The following is a 24309-nucleotide window of genomic DNA, read 5'->3' as shown; positions in this document are numbered from 1 at the left end:
CTTTTTGTATTTCTTAAAGGTGCCAATGCAATCAAGTGATGACATGGCACATAGGATGGATTGAGAGGGAAGGGGTGAGTGCATTAAAAAATGCTTTGGTACTCACCTAATTCAACTTGAATCGATTTAATGCGTGTGTAATGTGCGAGTGTAGTCAAGCCATTTTCACGACCCACACCAGATTGCTTATAACCGCCAACTGGCATTTCTGCAGGAGATTCACCCCAAGTATTGATCCAGCAAATTCCTGCTTCGATTTGGTGAATAATACGGTGTGCTCGGGTGATGTCTTGAGTCACAATACCCGCTGCAAGACCAAAAGTCGTGTCGTTAGCACGGCGAATGACTTCTTCCTCAGTGTCATAACTGAGAATGCTCATCACAGGTCCGAAAATTTCTTCTTCAACAATGCGCATATCATCTTGACAGTGACTAAAAACAGTCGGTAATACATAAGCCCCTTTGGCTAAATCACCTTCAGTCGCACGCCCACCACCGATAAGCAGTTTTGCACCTTGTTGTTTGCCTGACTCAATGAAAGACAATACCTTTTCCATATGTGGAAAGCTGGTGAGCGGACCAAAGTTGGTGTTTTCTGACATTGGATCGCCAATGCGAATTCGCTTAACACGTTCAACAATCGCTTTTTCAAAGTCAGCGAGTAAAGATTTAGGCACAAAGACGCGTGTACCATTGGTACATACTTGTCCTGAGCTAAAAAAATTCGCCATGATGGCAATGTCGGCGGCACGGTCTAGATTGGCATCATCGCAAATGATCAATGGTGATTTACCACCGAGTTCCATTGTGACTTCTTTAAGGGTTGAACCTGCTGCACTGGCCATGACTTTCTTGCCTGTTTCTACACCGCCTGTAAAAGAAATTTTTTCAATCACAGGGTGTTCAGTCAGCCATTGTCCAATTTCACGACCTGCACCTTGTACAACGTTAAATACGCCATCTGGCAGACCTGCTTCCGTATAGATTTCTGCAAGTTTAAATGCTGTAAGCGGGGTAGTTTCACTTGGTTTGAAAATCATAGCATTTCCGGCTGCAAGGGCAGGAGCAGATTTCCAAAGTGCAATTTGAATTGGATAGTTCCAAGCACCAATGCCTGCAACCACACCCAATGGTTCACGACGGGTATAAAAAAAGCTGGAATCACGAAGGGGAACTTGTTCACCTTGAATCGCAGTGGCAAGTCCTGCGTAATATTCTAAAACATCAGCCCCTGTGACAATATCAACAGTTGACGTTTCGCTATATGCTTTACCTGTATCCAGTGTTTCTAAGTGCGCTAACTGGTCATTACGCTCACGAAGAATATCTACAGCACGGCGTAAAATACGTGAACGTTCCATCGCCGTCATGGCTGCCCAAATTTTCTGACCTTGTCGTGCGCTTTGAACAGCTGTTTCAATATCTTGTTGTGATGCTTGCTGAAGTGTTGCAATCACCTCACCATTGGCAGGGTTAATACTATTAAATGTTTTACCACTGGTCGCGGCAACATAGCGACCATGGATATACAATTGATGAACTTGTGAATCACTCATTCTGTCTCTCCTGCAAAGGTTTTTGCGCAAATTGCAATTGCGTTTTTACATAATCATAAGCAATGGATCGTGCCAGTTCACTGTCAAATTCATCATGACTGGCTAAACTGCCACGTAACCATAATCCGTCAATCAAAGCTGCCAATCCACGCGCAGCAATACTTGCCTGTTCTTTGTTCAATAACTTGAGGAAATGAAACTTCAAGTTTGAATATAGACGTTGGTCGTTAATTTGTTGCAAGCGTCCCAATTCAGGGAGATGCATACTTGCAGACCAAAAGTCTAACCAGACACGCATTGCTTGTTTATTGACCTGACTGATATCAAAGTTGGAATCAATAATTGCCTTAATCTGGCTTTCTGGATGCGTATCTGCTTCAGCTTTATTCTGGTCGGTTTTTCGACGCAAAACGTTGAGCATTTCTTGCATACAGGTATTGATTAATCCTTGTTTATCACCAAAATAGTGACTGACAATACCTGTTGATAATTCAGCTTTTTTTGCAATTTGTGCAATGGTTGTATTGGACAATCCCACTTCATAAATCACATGAAATGCGGCATTGATAATTTCTTCACGTCGCACATGCTCTGGTTTTACTCTACGCTTTGTCATGCTTTTCCATTCGCCCTAAATAGGGTTTTTATCTAACATTTCTCGATGTAGAGCATCATAACATTTTAATCATACTTTTTATTGATTGAACGTTCAATCAATAAAAAGTATAATCTGCAAAAATCAATAATTCTTTGATGGGCAATATAAGATCTAAATGGCTAAATCAAGTTCGTTGAAGGTCGGTGTGCTAAGTCGAAAAAAGTGCCTATCATCTTATTTTTAAAGAAAATACACCGTTTGCAAGGAGCAAGAGCATGGTGTCAAAAAGTCATGAAGGATCCGAATCCGAACATGTTCGATTAAATTTATTTGTATTTGGAAGTTCAGCAGTCAGTATCGGTATTTTTGGGTTATTATTTGTGTTATTTCCTGAAAAAAGCCAATTTTGGCTGACCTATGTACAAGAGCAAGCCAACCAGCTATTTGGTTGGTACTATATGTTGGTGATCGTCGGCTGCATCGGTTTCGTTGCTTGGTTAGCTTTTTCAAGGTTTGGTCAAATTCCTTTAGGTAAAGATGACGATAAGCCTGAGTTTGGCTATCTGGCTTGGGTTTCCATGTTGTTCTCTGCAGGTATTGGGATCGCCTTACTCTACTATGGTGTTGCTGAACCGGTTGATCATTTCCTACGACCGCCAGAAGGTGAGGGTGGAACCATTCAAGCAGCACGTGATGCCATGATGTATAGCTTTTTACATTGGGGCATTCATGGTTGGGTGCTCTATGCCTTATTGGGTGTGACTCTGGGCTATTTTGCCTTCCGCCTAGACTTACCTTTAGCACTACGCTCAGCACTGTATCCAATTTTTGGTCAAAAGATCTATGGTTTGATTGGTGACTGTGTTGACGGCTTTGGTATTTTAGCTACTGTCATTTCTTTGGTCACCAATTTAGGGATTGGTGCATTGGTTCTGGTCTCAGGAATTAGTTATTTACTCCCAGAAATTCCCAATAATAATATTACCTTGATTAGTGTGGTCTTGGTGATGATGGCTGTTGCGACGATTACCACGGTAGTCGGTATTGAAAAAGGTTTAGCTTGGCTTTCAAGGATTAATTTACGTTTACTCTATGCTTTATTGCTTTTTGTATTTTTAACAGGACCCACCAATCATTTATTGAATGGTCTGGTACAAAATATTGGTGATTATCTTAATCATTTTGTCGTTAAAAGTTTTGATGTGTATTTATACAATCAAAAAGCCAGTGCGTGGTTAGGTTCGTGGACAGTGTTTTACTGGGCATGGTGGATTGCTTGGGCGCCATTTGTAGGAATGTTTATTGCCCGAATTTCAAAAGGTCGTACAATTCGCGAAGTGGTATTGGGTGTATGTCTGATTCCTCTTGGTTTTACACTGGCTTGGCTTTCTATCTTTGGAAATACTGCAATTGATTTGATTTTGAATCAAAAGCAAAAAATTCTAGGGGATATGGTGTTAACTGATCCTGCTTTGTCTTTGTTTAAATTATTAGAATATTTACCTTTCAATCCTTATGTGGCTGGTATTGTCGTGGTGATCTGTTTTGTCCTATTTTTAACTCCAGTAGGTTCAGGGACATTGATGATTGCGAATTTATCAACAAAAGGTGGAAGTAGTGAAAGTGACTCACCGATCTGGTTACGAATTTTCTGGTCAGTGGTGATTACATTGGTCAGTGTTGGTCTGTTGTTGGCAGGGAGCTTCCATTCCATGCAAAGCGCCGTAGTACTTTGTGGATTGCCATTCTCTGTGATTATTTTGTTGTATATGTTTGGTATGAGAAAGGCGTTGTTACAGGATCATTTTAAACCTCAACCACCAATTTCACAGCAAGCACCCCAGCAAGAGAATTCCAGTCAAGACCCATCTTGATTGTGCAAATCCAGATACACCCATTCTGAAATATGTAATCTACTTATATTCAGAATGGGAAAATTGATAGCTAGATAAATAATTTACTTGATGATTTTGACAGTATCTTTTATCTGTGAACAGTATGACACCTTAGTCTTGGTGGTCGTGTTCAATTCAATATCTATCATTCATTGATAAGACTGACACAAATCGAAATTTTTCTCAAAATACAAGGTTGTAAAAGTGCCTTATTGATATGATGCAAGTTTTCAAAAATGGCATCATTTAGATCAATGTTGTGAACAACAAGAAACACCCAGAAGCGAAAAGCAAGCTAAGGACGATACGTTTAAACTGAATTTCAGAAATTTTGTAAAACATTTGTGCACCCATCATTGCTGGAATACTCACTGCAATAATAATCAGTGCAAAATAAGGTAAATGTAAGCGTTGAATTGCCCCTTGGTAGAGATAGACCAATAGGGTAAATAACTGAATGGCAAAATTAAAGTGTCTCAGAATATAGCGTTGTTGGGCTTTGGGTAAGTTTTTAAGCATCACCCATGCAGAAGGTGCTGCACCACAAAAACCACCTAATCCACCTAAAACTCCACCTACAAAGCCGATGCAACTGTCAGCGATTTTCCCCAATGCTTGAATGCGTGGGAATTCAGGTGCAAAAAGCATGATTGGACACCAAAGCATGAGAAACAGCCCGAGTATAATTTTAAAACTATTGCCATCAACCAAGTGTAAAAGGTAAGTTCCTAATGGAACACCGATGAGTCCTGCAATTAAATAGGGTAATACCAAAGAAAAAGAAAAGTCATGTTTTTGCTCTCGCCCCAGTGCGATGAGATGACTCCATAGAGAAGCAAAGACCACCAACGGTGCTGCCAGTTGTGGTGGTAATACCCAAACCCAAAAAGACATCGCAATTAAAGCAAAGGCAAAACCTGTTAAACCTTGCACAAAGCCTGCAATCATGGCACCGAGAATGAAAATAAACCAAGTCATTTTTTAGTGTGTTATATCGAGCTGGAAAAGGGGCATGGTATTCCGACCAAAAGGATGAGATCAAGCACTCGATTCTAAAAGAAATGAATGAATGGCTTCATTATTTATTTAGATTAAAATTGAGATTCAAATCGTCATTCTTGCATTGAATTTCAGCCAATAAAAAAGCCCCTAACTTTAGAGGCTCAATATTCATGTTATGTCTAAATAATGAGTAAATTAATCATTATTAGGTTTTAATGATTGGGTTAAACCATTGATATCACCACCTTTGATGCCTAACTCATTCATTAAACTATCAATTAACGGTGCTTGTGAGCGATAACGAAGTGCGCTGTTGACGACTTGATCAGAAAGCGCAACTTGAGTTTGTTCACCTGATTCTGAGCTTCCAGTCGAGCCAGCAACACCGCCTAAACCATTGACTTGGAGAATCTTAATATCATCAATATTTTCCATCGGTTTAACACTTTCACGAATGATTTCAGGTAGGTATTTCAATAACGCTAAACGAATTTGCATTTCAACTTGTTCAGTTGAAAGGACATTATTGGCTTCGTTCACTGCACGCGTACCCTCAGCATCCACTTGATATTGTTTCTCTTGAGCGGCTGCAAGCAGCATTTTTGCATCAGCCTCACCTTTGGCTTTTAATCGAACCTTTTCTGCTTCCGCTTGTGCTGCAATACGTACAGCTTCTGCATCATCTACTGCCGCTTGTTTTGATGCTTCTGCTGCAACAGTAATGGCAATCGCATCTGTTTCAGCAACTTGTTTCGCAGCAACCAACTCAACTGCTTTTAAACGCTCAGCTCGCTGAGTTTCTCGAACTGTGGTCACTTCTTCTTCCGCTTTTACCGCTTGTGCACGCGCTTGATCTGCTAAGGCTTTTGCTTCAGATTCTGCGCGTGATTTTTCAGCAATCGCGATGGCACGGTCTTGTTCAGCCAGTTCAATGGTTTTCTTCTGTTCTACTTGGGCTTTTTGAATCAACTGTGCTTTTTGAATATTTTCATTTTCAACATCTCGTGCTGAAGCAATCCGTTTGATTTCAACTTCACGTTCAGCGGCAATACGCGCCTCTTCGGCTTCTCGTTTTTTTGCCGCTTCTTGGGTCGCGATTTCAGCAGACTGTTCAGCTTTACGAATGGCAATTTCACGTTCTTGTTGCATTTTTGCATATTCTTCTTCGCGAAGGATTTGCAAACGCGCTTGTTCAGCTTCTAAGTTTTTGGCTTTGATTGCCAGGTCATTGTCCTGTTCGATGTCATTTCGTTTTTTACGACGGTCTTCAATGGTTTCGGTTAATTTGGTTAAACCTTCAGCATCGAAAGCATTTTGTGGATTAAAATATTCAAAACTGGTTTGATCCAAACCTGTCAAAGAAACAGTTTCAAGTTCTAAACCATTTTTAAATAAATCTTCTGAGACCACTTGTTGAACTTTTTGGACAAAATCAACCCGCTTTTCATGTAACTCTTCCATTGCCATTTCAGCAGCAACTGCACGAAGTGAGTCCACAAATTTACCTTCAACCAAGTCTTTTAGTTCTTGCGGTGACATGGTTTTTTTACCCAGCGTTTGAGCAGCGGTAGCAATTGATTCTGCAGTTGGTTTTACACGAACATAGAATTCCGCCATCACATCCACACGCATACGATCTCGGGTAATTAATGCTTGATCTGTCGCACGTTTAACCTCAAGTCGTAGTGTATTCATATTGACAGGAATCACTTCATGTAAAACAGGAAGTACAATTGCACCACCATTCAAAATGACTTTTTCACCACCAAAACCAGTACGAACAAAGGAAACTTCTTTACTCGAACGTTTATATAAACGGGCAATGATCACGCCAATAATGATCAGTGCAGCGAGCACAATGCCCGCTAAAACCAGTATTTGATATAAATTTGAATTCAACATTTTATTATGCCTTCGTTTGTTATTAAAAAATTAATCAAGAATTGCTTGAAAACCTACTTTTGTTCGCTGGGTGAGAATTACCGATTGACCCTGTGAAAAGACTTGGTCTAATTCAGGTTCAACCAAAATATAATGTGTTTGTCCAAATTGATCGATGACTTTGGCTTGAGCAGGGTAGTTCTGCTTTGCTTCGCCTAAAACAATCTGAGCTGTACGACCAATCAACTCGTCACTATGAATGGCAGTGGTTTCATCTTGGGGTAAAATTTTGGAGATCAGGGCTGCACAGAGACGGACTATGGGCATACATAAAAAAAGACTGGCTGGTGCAATTACCCAAATTGAAAAATAATGTTCTGTAAAGTGATAGAAAATTGTTTGAACAATAAAGCCAAATAGGGCATAAACAGTCAAAAAAATAATCAACCAAACTAAGACAGGAACTCGTCCCAAATAGAGCCAATCTAAAAGTTTTACAAAAAAACCATGTTCTGTATGCAGATCAATATCTGGATGATGGGCTTCTAGAAGCTGATCAGGAACAAATTGGTCTAAAAAACCTTGGCTACTCGAACCAATAATGAGAAGCAAACACTCCACCAGTCCCAACAACAACATGAGGCAAAGACTTACGCTAAAAACTAAGTTCGATGAGTGTGTAAATAATTCCCACATATTGTTTTGCTCAAAATTATTGTTAAAAAATTTTTATAGATCATATTTTAAATTTGAACTAATCCTACAATTATCATCAATTAATTCAATTAATAAATAAAGTCTATCGGTTTTGTCGAAATATTGCAACTAAATATTTTTTGATTTTAATTAAAATCAATATCTTATCATTTTTAATAGTGGAAAAGTTGTTTGAAAATGATTGCTTGCATTTTGTTCAATGATTCCTTATAACTGTTGAAGTTAACAGACGGAACTGTAGACAAAAAAATACGCAATGATTGGGGTGATCATTGCGTAGAACAACGAATCTGCTTTCACAGTTCGGTTAAGGAGAAATGTTATGAATTTTGGGGAAGATTCATAACTTAATTAGATAGTAGACGGTTCTGTCTGTTAATTCATTGGTATTCACGTAAACAAGTGTTAAATCTCGTAAATAAGGTTAAAATGTGAACAGTATCAATGAAAGAAACTTAATTTTAATCTATGTTTTTTATAGAGATTTTTAAGTTATATTGCATAAACAAACAATCTAAGCATATACAGTATTTTTTAACGAATGATAAATACACGGTTTGAAAAAATTAGATTTTGGCTATTTTTTAACATCTTAAAAAGCATTTATTAGTGCTAGTTTGAGCGATGTTATGAATGTTTTGCTGAAATGAACTGCGTTGGCTCGCTTTGTTTATTGGTGATTGCTTAGTTTAAATTAAAATCACCTCAAATTGCTGTATTGAAGTGATAAAAATAATTAAATTTCTAAAAACTTATTTTTGACGATAAGCTTCGATTTACATGACAAACAATCCATGTTCCTAATTTACTTTAATCTTCGACTCAAATGTATGTGCGTGTCCAATTTAATGTATAAATAAAACTGCTATTTATATGATCATCATAAAACATGATGGCTGAGTGTATGCGCCGTTTTGAATTGAATTTGGTATGTCATTTTTCTTGCATTTGTAGTGTTTTTTTTCATAATAAGCTTTCTTATATTTGTGCGCTTTTTATCATGTCAGCATTAGAAGTTTTTGCCGTTATTATTAGTGTGATTGGTGTTGGTTTGACAATAAAGCGCAATATGTGGTGTTGGTTATTTAATTTTTTTGCATTTGTCTTATACGCTTATCTATTTTTTACCTTTAAATTATATGGTGAAACCATTTTACAGCTATTTTTTATGCTGGTGAATTTTTATGGTTTTTATCACTGGTTTAAAGGTAAACAGCAAGATCATGAAATTCGAATTGAGCCCATTGCGATAGGTGCCGTGTTTACTCAAATGTTGATTGCTGCCTTAGGTGGGCTTTTATTCGGCTTGTCATTGCATTATTTTACTGATGCAGCTTTGCCGATGCTAGACTCGCAACTAGCGGCATTTAGTTTGTTAGCAACCTATTGGACCAGTCGTAAACACATTGCGACTTGGGTACTGTGGGTATTTGTTGATATTGTCTATGTGGCGATGTTTCTGTACAAAGATTTATTTTTGACTGCAGGTTTATATGCAGCATTTGTGGCTATGGCGGCATTTGGATGGTGGCAATGGGAACAAGTGAAAACGAAACAATTGAGTCAGTTGTATAATGAAATCTAGTGGATATAAAGGTCGAGCATGCTGATTGACTTTGTTCAAATACACAAACAGAAATTTGAAGATCTGGCACAAAATATTGTAGATAGACCTGAAAAGTATCTTGATTTTGATTCAGTATCCGATTTTTATAAAGCTCAATGGCTCAATGATTTTCCTCAAGGAACGACATGGACTGTATCTGGTCTTGATGATGGTGCAGAAGACTTTTGTATTCATATTGAATATAAAAATCATTTTTTATCGATCGATGTGCAAGGTGTGCAAAAATTAATCAAGGTTCGTTATGCAATAAGAGAATAATCGCTCGATGATTCAGATGCTTCATTTCGTTCATACAATTGTCATGTTTGCTATCTATATTGATCATATTGGATAATTTTTAATCATATTTCAATAGAAAAATTTTGAGCGCTGAACTTTTCTCAAAGAGAAATCAACCTTCAAAAGTAAAAAATAATTGAATCACCAAATCTTTGAATCATCTGTATAAAAGCATAAATTTTATTGGATGTGATTGATATTAAAACACATATTTTTTTAATCAGACAGTTTGATGATATGTTCTCGATACATCCTAATTTTTGATTTTGATACTCGTGTTATGATTCAAAAAAACACAAGACACTAAAATTAAAAAATTAAATTTTATAACTTAAATAAATACAGTAATTTTGAATATTTTTTTATTCATTTTAGAAAAAAATATATCTATAAGTATATGTATCAAAATATTTTAAAAAAAATAGCTTATTATTTTTTGAATTTTATTTACTGTAATTATACATTATTATTGAATACAAAGTTCTTTTTGTTTTGGTTTATTTAAATAAATACAATAGGTTAAATATATCTAATGGTTTAAACGAATGCTGTGTAATGTGTGAAATCAAAACAAACCAACTTATTTCATTCAATTCAGTCTTAATATTAAAATAAATAGAATTAAGAAATGGTAGTATTTAAAAAATTGACTTACTTTGACTTTTCTAAGTGTTATATTTTAATCATCGATATGAAAAATAAAAATAGAGAGTAATTCACTATTTTTGACGGGTGAATGGTAATATGAAGCAAAAAAATAGAGGGGTAATACATTCCTCCGCTGAAGTTTTTATACACGACAATATGATCATGAATTGGAGTAATTATAAAAAGTGCGGCTTGGTCCTATTACTTGGTGGTATAGATGTTTTGTTGTGGATCATATGGTGGTATTTCAGTGAAGCAAAAGTAGATATACAACCTTGGATTAATCAAGCCTTTTATCCAACGTATATTCGGATGTTGTCGCTTGCCACAATTGGTTTTTTTGTGCTCATTTTTCTGATTCGATCTTTAAAAAAAATTTCTATTTTTGAAAAAATTATCCCTTATATAACGATTGCATATTTTGGCACTATTTTTATTTATGGTGCTTATTGTATAGGTATCTTTAGTCCAGCTTCGACTGCTGGTTTTGTCAGCTTGATTACGGTTGGTTTGGTGTTGTTTGAACGGCGGGTTGTTTATTTAACAGTTATTCCAATTAGTTGTTTTATGTTGATTTGTATTGTATTGAGTCTTAGCGGTCAGATTAGATATGCCCCGATTTTCAGTGAAGAACTGCTGGTAATGCCCTTGTATCGCAATGCATTTTGGGTATATTGCATGCTGTATTTTTATCTTCCAATTTTCTTTGCAAGTTTAGTTTTGTTTGAGGTTCTTCTTACACAGTGGCGTAAACGCGAAAAAATGATTGAGCAAGTGAGTATTATTGATCCTTTAACTGGCATTTTTAATCGCCGTAAAATCAGTGAAAATATTGATATGCTCAAACAACAACAGAGCTCTTTTGCGATTGTGTTGTTAGACCTTGATTATTTTAAAGATATTAATGATAAATATGGTCACGATATAGGCGATATCGTTTTACAACAAATTGCTGGGATATTGACTGAAAATATCCATGAAGAGGATATTGTTGGACGCTTTGGTGGTGAGGAATTTATCATTTTGACCAGAGGTGGTCAGCTCGCCAAAGCTATTGATATCGCTGAGCGATGCCGTAAAGCAATTGAGAAAGAAGTGATTTTACTGGATACTCAACGCAAAATTAGCATTACTGCAAGTTTTGGCGTTGCAGCCTCAATCAATCCTTTTGGAATTACCAAAGAAGAAATTATTCGTCAGGCAGATCAAGCGCTATATTTGGCAAAAAAGAATGGGCGCAATCAAGTTCGTCATTTCTTGGAAATTAAAATTACCCATTCAATGGAATCTAAACAAGTGATTTAATGTATTTCAAATTTTTTTCGGTAAATTAAGCTGGTCAGTAGGGTGAAGCAACACAACACGACAATATAGTACATTGCACCAATATCACTATATAAACTGAGCCATTGTACTAATGGGAGCGTTAATCCACCTGCGATGGCATAAGCAACGTTATAAGAAAAAGAAATTCCTGAAAAACGAATTTGTGCAGGAAACATTTTTACCATGCTATAAGAAACTATACCTACCGTACCTGAAAATAAACCCAATAGCATATAGAGGCTAAAAATGGTGGATGTAGTTACATGCTCCAAACTGTTGTAAAAAATAGCTGAAATAACAGCGACACACAGTGAACCCCAGAACATAATACGACCTGCACCAAAGCGATCAGCCAATGTTCCTGCAATCACACAACCCAACATCTGCATTAAGATTGCAGCACTTTGCATTTGAAATGCATCTGTACGTTGAAAAGCAAAAGTCCCCGTGAGTAAATTAGGCATCGCTAAAATAATGACCACGACACAACCCGTTAAAAACCAAGTAAACAGCATTCCTATCAAAACCGCTGACTTATGGGAGCTTAAGACTTGTTTGATTGGTAGCGCTTTAGAGAGTTCTTTACGTGCTTGCATGGCTTTAAACACAGGTGTTTCTTTGAGATAGCTTCTTAGATATAAAGCAATTAATCCAAATATTCCGCCCAAAATAAAGGGAATACGCCAAGCCCAAGCGTGAATTTCTGTTTCATTAAATTTGAGTGAAATCAATAATGATGTTAGTGATCCCAATAAAATTCCTAACGATAAGCCTGCTGTGAGTAGACCATTGGCAAAGCCAATTTTCTTTTCAGGGACATGTTCTGAAACAAAAGTCCATGCTGCTGGAATTTCACCACCGATGGCAATCCCTTGTACCACACGCATAAGCAGTAATAATAGCGGAGCGGCAAGACCTATATCAGTATAGGTTGGCATGAGACCAATCATTAAGGTTGGCAGTGCCATTAATAAAATAGATAGACTAAATAGACGCTTACGTCCTACTAAATCCCCAAAATGTGCCATGACAATTCCGCCCAAAGGACGGAAGAAATACCCAGCCGCAAAAATTCCATAGGTGTTCAACATCGCCCAAAAAGGACTCAGTGTGCTGGGGAAAAATAGTTCAGCAATGATTTTTGCGTAGAATACATAAATCACAAAATCATAAAATTCGAGTGCACCACCCAAAGAGGAGAGACCAAGCGTGCGTTTATCTTCCTGATTAAGATTTGTTTTTTCATCCATGTTGTAATATCTAAAAATAGTCGAAAATAAAATTTTAATAAACAATTTTTTCCTTGAATAATCAATCTTTATTTTGATCGTGTCAAAAAATTATTATGGGTGTCTGATGATTTATGTCTTCGCTTATGAAAGCTTTAGGAAAAAAGATGCCACTATATGCGAATAAACCATGGGATGAGGCTAAGAATCATTCCAATAGCGCTGATCAACAGATTATTTTCAATGAAATAGGGAAAAATCATTAAAGCGATACCACAGATGAAGGGCACGATCATTTTTTGTTTTTTTCCATAAATAAAATAACCTAATCCAATCGAACTAAAAATCAAACCGAGAAATAAGGTGGTACTATTCATTGGTACAATCTCATGAGTGAGTGACTGTTATTTACAAGATCATGATTAAAATTGAATTAAAGAAACAGTTTTAAATTTGATATTTGAACAATAAGAGTTGAGCGCAAAAAGTGAATTGCTTGTATGGAATTATTCAATTGCGATTGAATCGCTAAATGTTAAAATCAAGGCATTGAACGATATGCTAATAAATCAGATAAGACCATGAGTATCATTTTACCCATCGCCCAACGTGGTGAAGATATTTTAAAATTAATTGCAGCCCCTGTTGCTGACACTGAGTTTTCAAGTACTTGGTTGGAAGAACTTGCCAAAGCACTAAAGACAACGATGTTGGAGCGAAATGGAGTCGGGATTGCAGCACCGCAAGTTTATATTTCTAAGCGTGTGATTATCGTCGCTTCACGATCTAATCCTCGTTATCCTGATGCGCCTGAAATGGATGCCATCACCATGGTCAATCCTGAAATCATTGAGCAATCAGTACAAACTGTATTGGGAGAAGAAGGTTGTTTGAGCGTACCTGATGAACGTGGGCAAGTGGCTCGGGCTGAACAGATTACAGTGCAGTTTTTTAGTTTAAACGGTCAGAAAGTGATTCAGACCTTTCATGGTTTTCCTGCTCGAATTGTTCAGCATGAAATTGACCATTTAAATGGTGTGCTTTTCGTCGAGCGAATTTAATTTAGCAACTGGGCGAGAATGTGCATTGATCAAACATTTAGCCCAGTTTTCAAAGAATACACTTTAACTAGACTTTGCTCTTTGTAAAGCATCATTCCATAAGCTTAAATGATATTCACGTTGATCATTGCTCATATTCGGCTCAAAAGCTCGATCTAACTGCCAAGATTCTGAAATTTCATTTAGATTAGTAAATACATTGGTTTTAAGACCTGCCATAGCTGCCGCTCCCCATGCGGTAGACTCTAAAAGCTTTGGACGTAATACAGGGACATTTAAAATGTCAGCTTGAAATTGCATCAGCATATCATTTTGGCTTGCTCCACCATCTACACGGAGTTCTTTTAAAGGCTGAGAAATATCCGACTGCATTGCTGTAAGGACATCGGAAACTTGAAATGCGATAGATTCCAAAGCTGCTCTGGCAATATGTGACTTATTGGTTCCGCGTGACATGCCACAGAGTAATGCACGCGCATCACTGTCCCAATGCGGTGCCCCCAAACCTGTAAATGCAGGTACAAGCACAACACCATCAGTCGTGTTGACTTGGCATGCCAACTTTTCTACTTCAGCACTGTTTTTGATAATGCCTAAACCATCTCGCAACCATTGCACGATTGCTCCTGCCATAAACACACTGCCTTCAAGGGCATAGTTAGAGTGGTTTTGACAGTTCCATGCTAAGGTCGTGAGCAGTTTATTTTGACTATACTGAATTTCGTTTCCTGTGTTGAATAGCATAAAGCAGCCCGTGCCATAGGTATTTTTTGCTGTACCTGCTTCAAAACAAGATTGACCAAATAGCGCAGATTGTTGATCACCTAATACACCACAAATTGGAATTTCAGCACCCAATAACCCTGTCGCAGTATTGGCAATATAACAGTCTGATTGAATAATTTGAGGAAGCACACTTGGGGGAATATTAAATATTTCTAAGAGTTCTTGGTCCCATTGCTGAGTTTTTAAATCCATCAACATGGTACGAGACGCATTACTGGCTTCGATCACATGTTCTGAGCCTTGGGTTAAATTCCAGATCAGCCAACTGTCAATTGTTCCAAAAGCAACATGGTTTTGCTCAGCCAGTTGTCTTAATCCTTCAACATTGTCCAATAGCCAAACCAACTTTCCTGCACTGAAATAAGGATCAATTCTTAATCCTGTTTTTTTGTGAATTTTTTCAGATAAATTTTGCTGGCTCAATTGATTACACCAGTCAGTTGCACGTCGATCTTGCCAAACAATAGCAGGGGCAAGTGGCTTTCCATTTCTTTTGTCCCATACAACGGTTGTTTCGCGTTGATTGGTTAAGCCGAGGGCTTTGATGTCTTTGGCAAGTAATCTGGCAGAGGCAATTGCTTGTTGAACCACGGCAATTTGTGTGGTCCATATTTCCATCGCATCTTGTTCTACCCATCCCGAATGCGGCGTTTTGATTTGGATTTCACGTTGTGCTGAAGCATATACTTTTCCATGCTCATCAAAGATGATTGCACGGCTAGAGGTCGTTCCTTGATCAAGTGAGAGTAAATAGCTCATCTTTTTTATATTTGTCCCTTGAAAAATACTGATAGTAGCGTAATTATAGGACTAGGCGCATCATTTAGAATAAATGTCGTGAATTATCTGCTTAATTTACAACATTTATGTTATGATGAGTTTGTTATCTGGGGATGTTATTGGCTTCGACGCTGATGATGAAGCTCATAGATGCATGCCGAGAGCGCATTTTCTCTCGTAAATAAAATTTGCATATTTTAGTCGCAAACGACGAATCTTACGCTCTAGCTGCCTAAGGGCAGTTTGTCCGCTTCACTGAATACTTGTGGTCAGTGAACCCGACCGAAGCGCACGCACACAAGTCCGTATAAAGCCAAGCCTCGGGGCTTTGTACTAAATTTAGAGGATCGCGTTTTGTACCCTGTTCGTCGGGTCACTTAGCGTTAAAATAATTGACGATATCTAAGCATGTAGTATTCTCGAGTGTAGTGTTGGCGGACGCGGGTTCAACTCCCGCCATCTCCACCAAAATTCAATTCAGAGAAGTTTGACTGAATGTAAAAAAGCCTTTAAGTTCAATACTTAAGGGCTTTTTTATTTGCCTGTTTGTCCGATATCATCCGACTTGATTTGACCTAATTTTTGCCTTCTCTGGGTAATTATTGGGAAAATTTACCCAATTATTTTAGTCTAGATAAAGGGTAAATACTGATGAAGCTTACTGATACAGAATGCAGAAAAGCACAGCCAAAAGAAAAACGATATCGCCTTTCGGATGAGAATGGTCTATCACTTCTCGTAACGCCATCAGGGCAAAAATACTGGAACATACGCTTTACTGTTCTTGGTGAGCGTAAGTCAGAGTCACTTGGTTCATATCCTGATATGAGTTTAAAGAAAGCAAGGGAGCTTGCACTTGAACTGAAATACAAATATTCCAAGTCGGTGTTGCACGAGGAAATTAAGCCATTCTTTAAAGAGGTGGCTGAAGACTGGTTTGAGAACCAAAGAGAGACTTGGTCATCCAAACATATTAGTAATGTGCGAGCATCTTTAGATGAGCTTTATATTGCTCTGGCCAATAAACGTATTAATCAAATTCAAGCTCCAGAGATTCTGCAAATCATTAAAAAGATCGAAGCTAGAGGCTCATTAGAGGTGGCTAAGCGTACTTTGTCTCGTTGTGGTATGGTCATGAAATATGCCATAGCTCATGGCTATAGATTCGATAATCCGGCAAGTGATTTGGTTTATGCACTTAAAAATAAAAAAGTGAAGAACCTAGCTTCATTATCAGAAAGTGAAATGCCTGAATTTTTAAGAAAAATTAAAACTTATCCAGCAGATGCCCAAACTCACCATGCAATAATTATGATCATGCTTACTGGTGTTCGAGTAAGTGAGTTACTGCAAGCACGTTGGGATGAATTTGATCTAAATGAGCGTAAATGGGATATTCCTGCTGAGCGTATGAAGAATGGTTTACCTCATCGTGTACCTTTAACAGACATGATGATCGATGAACTTCAGGCATTGCGACTGACACATAATCAGGATCTGTTATTTCCACATCGTTTAAATAACAAAGAGCCTATGCGTAGCGAATCAATCTTAGCTGTGATTAAACGGTCGGGCTATGCGGGTCGAATGACCACGCATGGATTTAGATCATTATTTAGTACAGTAGTGAATGAATCGAATTTATTCAATCCTGATGCTATTGAGCGGCAACTTGCCCATGTGCCACAGAACCGTATTCGCTCTGCATATAATCGAGCGCAGTATTGGGACGAACGTGTAAAGATTATGGAGTGGTATGGGGAGCAAGTAAAAAATTGGTTGCTAAAATTATAGCGTGAAAAAAGAGGCTGAAAAGCCTCTTATCTTTAGGAGATTAAATAGTTATAGAACGTGAAACAGATATGGAGGAGGAAGCTGTATTTTCAATTTAATGTATCACCGCTATGCCATTTAAGGTGACTTTTAACTGTTGATAAAATGCAAAAAACTATCTATACGAACTTGCTAGTATTTTAACTTTCCATCCTCATCACACATTTCTTTTAAATACATTTGATGAATTAATTCCTCTAATATTTCGTTTTCAGTTTTATTCTTGAAATCGGATAGTTTTTTTAATTCTGATTTTGCTCCCTTTGTTAATGGTAGGTGATATTGTTTTTTCACTTTATCTGCTGCTCTAAACTTTTTTTGACTCCAAGCTTTATAAAGTTGATTAGTTAATGAGTAATGAGTATCTTTTTTAAAGTGTAAAATGTAATCAAGAAATGAGACTATTAAATTATAATAATCTGAATTTGTTGATGGTCGATATTTTAATCTTTTAAAATCTCTGCTTTTATTTATTAAGTATGAGTATGCCCACTTTAGGAAATCTTCGTCTTCAAAGTTTTTTGAATTGTTGTGGTAGTCTTTTGAAATTACATCAATAAATATAGCTTTAACTTCATTAATACTATCTTTATTGAAATTAATTTCATTGAAGGTGAATTGATATATGGTATATAAATAATTATTTTCAATAAATTTAAATTCTGGTAAATTATTTCTATTTTCTAAGGAATTATTTTCTATAAAGTTAATTGCAAAATTACATAAACGTTTATTAGTTTTTAAAAATGTAAAAAGTTCTTTGTCAAAATTATTGAAATTTTGAATTCTTTTGAAAAAATATTCAACTTCTTCAATTTCCCCAATCTTTTCAAGTCTAGATTTAATTTTTTTAGTTATTTCTTTAATATTATTAAAGTCATCAAATTTAAAATTTATCTGTTTTCCTATAAGTAGACTATCTGTTTCACTATGGAATGAATATTGGTTTTTATCGACAAATATGAGTAATTTATCGTAAATCCATAACATATCTTCATCATTGAATTTTTTTAATTCCTTGTCGATAAGGTCTGCTATTGATGAATCGTAATTGAATCCAGGCATTGTTGTTTCCTTGTAGAATTGTGCGTAGTATTTTTAATAAATTTTAGCATTTTTTCAGGATGTTTTTGAAGGTTTTTTTTTTGAAATTTTTTTAACGAAACCCTTTGTTGTCAAGGTGTTTGGAACTGAAATTACAATATTTTTTGAAATTTTTGGTGTGAATTTGATGATTTTTAAAAGTATGAGAAACTTTAGATTTTAAAATTTAAATAAAATCGATAGCTAAGACGCTATAAGGTCAAAATTTTTCAGGTAAAGGTGATAGCTTTAAAGATTATAAAATTTGTACAGATGGATTTGAATTATTGTGATTTAATAAGTTCGTTGTATATTTAAGAAATGGTATTAGTTGTCTGGATTTATCGATGTAGTTTTTTATTTTTTATTGACGAATAAGTGTTGCCTTGATGTATTGCCTTCTTATAAGGTGCTATGTGGTTGTGAGTTGTGAATTAATATTTTTTTTGGTGGGTTTTTAATATTATTTAAATTAATAAAGCTAGTTGAATAGAATTTTTATTATCAATACTAAGTAAAAAATTACACTCTGTGTATTCCTATGAATTAAATTCTCATAGGTGTAACATGAATAATCAAGTTAATGAATCTAGGACCCTTATCGAAATCGAAGACTTTGTGGATGATGTCGTAAACAGATCCCGAGAACCGCGCCGGTTCTTCAGAAAACTCACTGATTTAATTTTTCAACTCGATAAAATATATAATCCTGATTTCTATTACTCTACTTGTGTGGATGCTTTAATTGAATTGCTGATCGATTTTGATAGAGATCTAAATAACTGGCAGTCTTTATATGATCAATTAAAACGAGTTTCTTTTACTGGAATTAAAGAAAGATTTAAAAAGCACCATCGCAGGCATTTACGTCAATTACGTGATCATCAATATAGTGAATCTGTAAATACGAAGAATTTAGTTGAACGTATGGAGAGGATTACTGATCATTATTCACGTATTTTAGTGGTTCGAGTAGATTTAGCTTATCCTCTTAAACATCAAGACCAAGTTGGTATTCAAGAATTTAATGAGGATATGCGAGTATTACGTACTAGATTACGTGATAAAGATAGAATATTTGAGGGTTTAATTGAATATGCATGGGCATTAGAACAGGGTAAGGATAAAGGCTACCACTGCCATTTATTATTGGTCTACAAAGGACATGAGCGTCAGAAAGCTTATGGTATCGCCAAACGAGTAGGTGACATATGGGGAAATATCACCAGTGGTAAAGGGTGTTATTTTAATTGTCATGATCCTAAGTATCTTCAGCAATTCTCTGATCGAGATACTTTAGGTATAGGGATGATTTATCGTAAAGATCAAGATCAAGTGAATAATATGTTAAACACGATCAAATATTTAGTTCGACCTGAAAAAGAAGATCAGCACTTAAGGGTCAAATGTAAAAAGCGTATGCGTACATTCGGCTAATGAAAGAAAACTGAGTCATACATCATCTACATGAAGATCACGATCTATGTGATTGCAAATGAGGGTTTATAGAAATAAACCCTTTCATATTTTTCATTGGAGATGTTTGGTATGCCAACATGTTGTCCATATTGCCAGTCTACTCAAGTACATCGAATATTTGTTTCTCATCAGCAGCAAGTCATTCATTTATTTTCAAATAAGACATCCATCTCAAAGCTTGGCTTAGCAACCATGTTCATTAAGCGGCTTTCATCTGGTTCATCATTATCACCTTGGATGTTGAAATTGGCAGAAGTGATATTGAGTGGCTTGATTGATTATTTAGTTGAATTGAGACATAGCACTTCGGAATCAGGAATTGTAATAAAGTTTTATTGTGAATCTTGCCATCGCAGTTTTAATGCATGAATTTGGTAGATGATCGTCATGGCTTTAAAATAGACTTGATAGAAGATTAACAGGTTTTCATGTGTATTTTTAAGTTTTGTTCTTATATTCTAAAGTCATAAGGAATGATGAAGAGAACTATAAATAAACCGATGTGTTGAGAGGCATCGGTTTATCCTAGTAGAAAAACTTAATTTTTTTAATTTAAAAATTAAACGAATCGATAGAGTTTCCCATCAATTTTTAAGTCAACATGCTTAATTTGCTTTTCAGGACAAGCAGGGGTGATTAAAACGTCTATATCGCTATCTGTTATGGTTTCACCTTCTGGTCCCCATGAATCGACCATACAGGAATGACCATCTTTAGATGTAATCTGTACTTCCTCAATCAAGATATCTGGATATCCAATAGGTTTACCTAAAGTGATAAATTCGACCCATGCAGGGTTTTTAGGGTTCATGCTGTACATGAAATAAAGACGAGGTATCTTTCGATTCTCACAATCAGCACTGTATTCATCTGCACCACAAGATTGAACTTTTATTGGTGAGTTTGTATTGGTTTGAATACTCTCAGTCATTTCTGTTTGATTTAGAGAAACCTGATGACTATCTCCTGGCATGTCTGGTTGGTGGGCTGTCATTGTTCCAACTTGCGAAGCGTGTATTTGATCAGGATTAATATCTGATGGAACGTTTCTGCTGATTGATGATTGCTTAGATTGATTCCATACAAGATAAGCTATTCCAGCAAGGGCAATAATAATGATCACATTGAAGATAAGTTGCAGATGATTTTTCATGTAATGATCCTTTTGATATTCTATAAAGTTAGATCACGTTAAAACTCATTTAGAACGAATAAAATGTTTCACCCATCATGAAGAAAATCAGCAACTTATTCATATATAGAAATAAATAAGCAGTTGTAATGACTCATAATGTTGAGGTCTTTGCCATGGATGACTCAGTATCGTTCTAAGGTGGAGTTACCTAGGTGTTTAAGCCTAGGCATGCCTATTTCTTTTTTGATCATGGATATAAGCAATAAAAGAATGAGCGCAACGATTAAAAATTTGAGAATTATAGCGAAGCACAACTCTCAACGAGTTCTTTAGCAAAAGCTTTATTGGCTTTTGTAGATATGAACGAAGCCATTTTTTTATTGTAAATAAAAACATCAATTTTTTTGGCTTTTCCTAGATGAGCGATAAGTTTGTTCCAATCATTTCCATTCAGTCTGGATCGTGTTTCATTGGGTACTTCAAGTGCTTTTCCATCAATGATAAAGCTGAAAGATGATTGCTTGTTAAAGCTTGCATACGCTTTACTTCCAGTTGAGAGATCCACTGAGTGATCAACGTTTAAAACACCACCACTGTTACATGAAATGGTCAATTTTTGGTTTTGACTATTTTGGAGGGAATACAAACTAAAGCCTTGTGCAAAATTATCTTGCCAGATATTGGGTGCTGCTTGAGATGTGGAATACATGCACAGTATGAATGCCATTAATGTGAATTTTTTCATGAGAAGATCCTATAGATATTTTTAGATTGGAATTTATTTAGACCGAAGGACTAAGCCACCGATGATTACAAGAATAAGTACGCCACCGATGAATTTACCCACAGATGGGAACATGACTGCTGGCCAAATCACGCCTTGCCCTAAGTGATAGGCAAATGATTTATAGCTATGTTGACCCCAAAAGTTTTGATAGATTGCAAACAGTAAGCCGATAATCAAATAAGAACGGATTAACCAAGAAGTAATAGATGTATTCATTTATTTCCACCAAACGCATATTGAGCAAGTAAGTAAAACAAACCAAAAACAATCATCATGCCGATGAATGGCAGACCCAGAAAGCAAATGACTGCAACAATACAGATGATTCCAGCAATAGCTCTCATCGCTTACTCCCGCATACATTGCAAACTGGTTTGCACCATATCGTTTTGAAAGGCTTCAGTTTGGCTTAAGGTGTAAAGATTGTTTTTAAATCCTTCCTCTCCGTACTTAGCCTCTAGCTTTTGATAGACACATTTACAGGCAGATCGCTCCATACCTGTAGATTGGCAACCTCCAAGAAACTCTCGTTCAGCTTTACTGGCACAACCGAGTGTTATGAGTGAACAACCAATGATTAAAATTGAAGTTTGAATTTTCATCATTCCCCCTAATTTATTGTTATTGCTTATTTTGGAATTGATCATTTCAACAGCATGACAAAATGCAAAGACAAAGGCGTCCTATTCCAAGGACGAATAAGTTTTTAGATTGAATGTCTGTTGAATGAAAAACTAGCTGTTTTGCCAAAGGCAGGGCAATAGCCGATAGGGTTTTAGAGAAAAGAGTAAAGATAGATAATGTTGAGTCATGGTGACTACTCCTATATGCAATAGAAGTTCTACCGAATCACTGTCAATTGATTATGGTGGCAGAACGAAAGAGGGTTGACAGACTGGGCATATAGAACCAGCACGCGCGGACGCGTCCCCCTCCCGTTCTACCGCAAAGGGGGACGAGAAGGTTTCACATAAGACTTATACTCAGAAAGTAAAATCTGATGCGCTATATACAACGGTCTGTCAAAACCGACTGACAATGTAGGTCAGCAAACAAAGGATAGATGCTGAAATTTGCTTAGTCAACATGTGACTAATCGATTGAACGAAAATAGAATATATAGATGGTTTTTATTATCTTCATTTAAGAATTTAGCTTTACTTCATGAAGAATTATTTATTAAATAAGCTATTAACTTTTAAATAATAAAATATAAACAAGGGGTAACAAAAGTGTCTGAGACGTTATACACAAGCAATGAGGAAGCATTGCCTTCAAGTTCTCATGCTCCATTAGGGCTATTGGCTATTTTAGGAGGGATTAATTTTTTTTATACAGATTGGACGGTTCTCTATACCTATTCCGTGTTGATCATTTTTTCTTTTTTTTATTTTATTTACTATATTTTTTCCTCTGGTGAATACCAAAAGATTTTAGCGAACATGTTGCTTGCTGTACTCGTCATGTGTTTGGCAATTATTCCGATTATTGGCTGGATCATTCTAATATTGTTTATTTTATACAATATTTCCAAGGCTATAGATGGGATAAAGAACTTATTTCCAGAGGCTTGCTACAGTTTAGCAATATACTTTTTACTTGGTTCAAAAGAATTATTAGATCTGAATATCATCGGTTCAATTGTTGCATTCATTCTATATTTAAGCATTACAACGACATACTTTAACCGTCTTTCTAAATCTGGTTTAGATACAAGGGGCGTGCTATTTCGGGTGTCGATCATGTTGTTATCGATTCCTTTGCTGATCATGTTGGTGATTTCCATCATGTCAGCACTTCGGAATATATTTTCTTTTAAGGTTACGCCTCAACAAGTATCAATCAAAACGCCTCAGCAAGTATCAGGTTATACAAGAGTTTCAGGGGTAGAAGTCGCAGGATATACACGACAAATAACTACAAACGTTACTCAGAATGTAGTAACCGCTAGTGCGGGCTCAGGAGCGATTACATCGACAATGACCCGAGCCATTACTGAAAGCCTGAATGGGCAAGATAATTTTGACGATGTGCAAACACCAATTAAAACTGTTTCTGGACATGATTCTGAAATAGGGGGATGGGGTAGGAAAAGCTTCTCAGAAGATTTTTTAAAAAATAATATTCCTCCAACAGATAAAAATCTGAGCTTCTATAGATTTGATGAGTTAGATAATAAAAAAATTAATAATTTTATTGCGATTACCAAGAAAATTGCTAACTGTCCAATGTTCACAACTCAAGATGTCATTGTATATTATGACGAAACTGTATTCGGAAAAGGTGATCAAGGAATCGTAATCACTGCACACTTTTTAATTGTTTATGTCAATCTATGTGATGCTAAATTTTATATTCCACTGAATGAAATTTATAATTTGACAATTAGTGGAAGGTTAAATAAAAAAATTAAATTTTGGGATGCGGACAATCAAGAATATGAGATTGAGTTAACGCAATCAAATGAGGGGGCGAAAAATATATTTAATACTATTCACTTACTTAAATAAGAATTATAAAAAATTTCAGATATATATCATCAACATGAATCCATGATTTAAATCAAATTCTGGTTGATTACACTTTGGCTTACTCCTTCAGTAAGCC

General features: G+C 36.2%; 23 protein-coding genes and 1 other RNA gene. 10 read left to right on the top strand and 14 right to left on the bottom strand.

Translation table 11 applies throughout. From position 1 onward, the window contains the following. Positions 1–83 precede the first annotated feature (83 nt). Together betB and betI are read right to left on the bottom strand one after the other, a co-directional pair. Complete coding sequence (gene betB / locus I9192_RS17195) at positions 84–1556, bottom strand: betaine-aldehyde dehydrogenase (protein ID WP_005033363.1); 1473 nt, start codon at positions 1554–1556, stop codon at positions 84–86. Then, positions 1549–2172 (bottom strand): transcriptional regulator BetI, encoded by a 624-nt coding sequence (gene betI / locus I9192_RS17190; RefSeq protein WP_005033361.1) that lies wholly within the window; start codon positions 2170–2172, stop codon positions 1549–1551. Before betI ends, betB begins: the two co-directional genes overlap by 8 nt. 257 nt (positions 2173–2429) lie before the next feature. On the opposite strand from betI, the gene I9192_RS17185 reads away from it, so the two are divergent. Then, positions 2430–4028 (top strand): BCCT family transporter, encoded by a 1599-nt coding sequence (locus tag I9192_RS17185; RefSeq protein WP_005033360.1) that lies wholly within the window; start codon positions 2430–2432, stop codon positions 4026–4028. Between the two features lie 267 nt (positions 4029–4295). Here the strand turns inward: I9192_RS17185 and I9192_RS17180 are convergent, their stop codons facing one another. The 3 genes from I9192_RS17180 to I9192_RS17170 form a co-directional block, all read right to left on the bottom strand. Then, positions 4296–5027 carry a sulfite exporter TauE/SafE family protein gene (locus tag I9192_RS17180; protein ID WP_005033358.1) on the bottom strand — a complete coding sequence of 244 codons (732 nt, stop codon included), beginning with the start codon at positions 5025–5027 and terminating at the stop codon, positions 4296–4298. A gap of 219 nt (positions 5028–5246) precedes the next feature. Further along, positions 5247–6953 (bottom strand): flotillin family protein, encoded by a 1707-nt coding sequence (locus I9192_RS17175; protein WP_004829766.1) that lies wholly within the window; start codon positions 6951–6953, stop codon positions 5247–5249. 30 nt (positions 6954–6983) lie between these two features. Beyond that, positions 6984–7628, bottom strand: coding sequence for a YqiJ family protein (locus I9192_RS17170; protein WP_046760583.1), 645 nt, complete (start codon positions 7626–7628; stop codon positions 6984–6986). A gap of 1021 nt (positions 7629–8649) precedes the next feature. On the opposite strand from I9192_RS17170, the gene pnuC reads away from it, so the two are divergent. From pnuC to I9192_RS17155, 3 genes are all read left to right on the top strand, one after another. Then, positions 8650–9234, top strand: a complete 585-nt coding sequence (gene pnuC / locus I9192_RS17165; RefSeq protein ID WP_026040281.1) for a nicotinamide riboside transporter PnuC — start codon at positions 8650–8652, stop codon at positions 9232–9234. A gap of 18 nt (positions 9235–9252) precedes the next feature. Next, positions 9253–9534 carry a hypothetical protein gene (locus I9192_RS17160; protein ID WP_005033350.1) on the top strand — a complete coding sequence of 94 codons (282 nt, stop codon included), beginning with the start codon at positions 9253–9255 and terminating at the stop codon, positions 9532–9534. A gap of 831 nt (positions 9535–10365) precedes the next feature. Then, positions 10366–11508: a GGDEF domain-containing protein gene (locus tag I9192_RS17155; protein WP_005033347.1), complete on the top strand. Its 1143-nt coding sequence runs from the start codon at positions 10366–10368 to the stop codon at positions 11506–11508. Here I9192_RS17155 and I9192_RS17150 read toward each other — a convergent pair. After that, complete coding sequence (locus I9192_RS17150; protein ID WP_005033345.1) at positions 11505–12779, bottom strand: MFS transporter; 1275 nt, start codon at positions 12777–12779, stop codon at positions 11505–11507. The two genes, I9192_RS17155 and I9192_RS17150, sit on opposite strands and share 4 nt — an antisense overlap. A gap of 152 nt (positions 12780–12931) precedes the next feature. After that, positions 12932–13135, bottom strand: a complete 204-nt coding sequence (locus I9192_RS22405; protein ID WP_005033343.1) for a hypothetical protein — start codon at positions 13133–13135, stop codon at positions 12932–12934. 204 nt (positions 13136–13339) lie between these two features. On the opposite strand from I9192_RS22405, the gene def reads away from it, so the two are divergent. Further along, entirely contained in the window at positions 13340–13819 is a 480-nt protein-coding gene (gene def, locus I9192_RS17145; RefSeq protein ID WP_058967529.1) for a peptide deformylase, read from the top strand. Positions 13820–13882: 63 nt separating this feature from the next. Here the strand turns inward: def and glpK are convergent, their stop codons facing one another. Next, positions 13883–15364, bottom strand: a complete 1482-nt coding sequence (gene glpK, locus I9192_RS17140) for a glycerol kinase GlpK (RefSeq protein WP_005033341.1) — start codon at positions 15362–15364, stop codon at positions 13883–13885. Positions 15365–15494: 130 nt separating this feature from the next. On the opposite strand from glpK, the gene ssrA reads away from it, so the two are divergent. Further along, positions 15495–15853, top strand: a transfer-messenger RNA (tmRNA) gene (gene ssrA / locus I9192_RS17135). A 183-nt stretch (positions 15854–16036) separates the two neighbouring features. Continuing rightward, positions 16037–17179: a tyrosine-type recombinase/integrase gene (locus tag I9192_RS17130; RefSeq protein ID WP_180644648.1), complete on the top strand. Its 1143-nt coding sequence runs from the start codon at positions 16037–16039 to the stop codon at positions 17177–17179. Between the two features lie 171 nt (positions 17180–17350). On the opposite strand, the gene I9192_RS17125 is transcribed toward I9192_RS17130, so the two are convergent. Further along, positions 17351–18283 carry a hypothetical protein gene (locus I9192_RS17125; RefSeq protein WP_180644647.1) on the bottom strand — a complete coding sequence of 311 codons (933 nt, stop codon included), beginning with the start codon at positions 18281–18283 and terminating at the stop codon, positions 17351–17353. Between the two features lie 585 nt (positions 18284–18868). Between I9192_RS17125 and I9192_RS17120 the strand changes: the two genes are divergently transcribed. Both I9192_RS17120 and I9192_RS17115 read left to right on the top strand, forming a co-directional pair. Further along, positions 18869–19738 (top strand): YagK/YfjJ domain-containing protein, encoded by an 870-nt coding sequence (locus tag I9192_RS17120; RefSeq protein WP_100885860.1) that lies wholly within the window; start codon positions 18869–18871, stop codon positions 19736–19738. 111 nt (positions 19739–19849) lie between these two features. After that, positions 19850–20149 carry a hypothetical protein gene (locus I9192_RS17115; protein ID WP_100885859.1) on the top strand — a complete coding sequence of 100 codons (300 nt, stop codon included), beginning with the start codon at positions 19850–19852 and terminating at the stop codon, positions 20147–20149. A gap of 190 nt (positions 20150–20339) precedes the next feature. Here the strand turns inward: I9192_RS17115 and I9192_RS17110 are convergent, their stop codons facing one another. The 5 genes from I9192_RS17110 to I9192_RS17095 form a co-directional block, all read right to left on the bottom strand. After that, positions 20340–20933 carry a hypothetical protein gene (locus I9192_RS17110; RefSeq protein ID WP_180644646.1) on the bottom strand — a complete coding sequence of 198 codons (594 nt, stop codon included), beginning with the start codon at positions 20931–20933 and terminating at the stop codon, positions 20340–20342. A 280-nt stretch (positions 20934–21213) separates the two neighbouring features. Further along, positions 21214–21660, bottom strand: a complete 447-nt coding sequence (locus tag I9192_RS17105) for a hypothetical protein (RefSeq protein ID WP_200149954.1) — start codon at positions 21658–21660, stop codon at positions 21214–21216. A gap of 33 nt (positions 21661–21693) precedes the next feature. After that, positions 21694–21918 (bottom strand): hypothetical protein, encoded by a 225-nt coding sequence (locus I9192_RS17100; RefSeq protein ID WP_100885856.1) that lies wholly within the window; start codon positions 21916–21918, stop codon positions 21694–21696. Next, positions 21915–22046 (bottom strand): hypothetical protein, encoded by a 132-nt coding sequence (locus tag I9192_RS22475; RefSeq protein ID WP_257790575.1) that lies wholly within the window; start codon positions 22044–22046, stop codon positions 21915–21917. The genes I9192_RS17100 and I9192_RS22475 overlap by 4 nt, the downstream gene beginning before the upstream one ends. Before the next feature lie 3 nt (positions 22047–22049). Beyond that, a complete protein-coding gene (locus tag I9192_RS17095) occupies positions 22050–22304 on the bottom strand; it encodes a hypothetical protein (RefSeq protein ID WP_151798676.1) in 255 nt (84 codons plus the stop codon). Between the two features lie 630 nt (positions 22305–22934). Here I9192_RS17095 and I9192_RS17090 point away from each other — a divergent pair. Continuing rightward, positions 22935–24212: a hypothetical protein gene (locus tag I9192_RS17090; protein WP_200149953.1), complete on the top strand. Its 1278-nt coding sequence runs from the start codon at positions 22935–22937 to the stop codon at positions 24210–24212. The last annotated feature ends 97 nt before the right edge of the window (positions 24213–24309 follow it).

The organism is Acinetobacter bereziniae (assembly GCF_016576965.1).
Lineage (GTDB): Bacteria > Pseudomonadota > Gammaproteobacteria > Pseudomonadales > Moraxellaceae > Acinetobacter > Acinetobacter bereziniae.
Note: the sequence above shows the minus strand (reverse complement) of the source record. Positions and strands in the feature narration are given on the sequence as shown.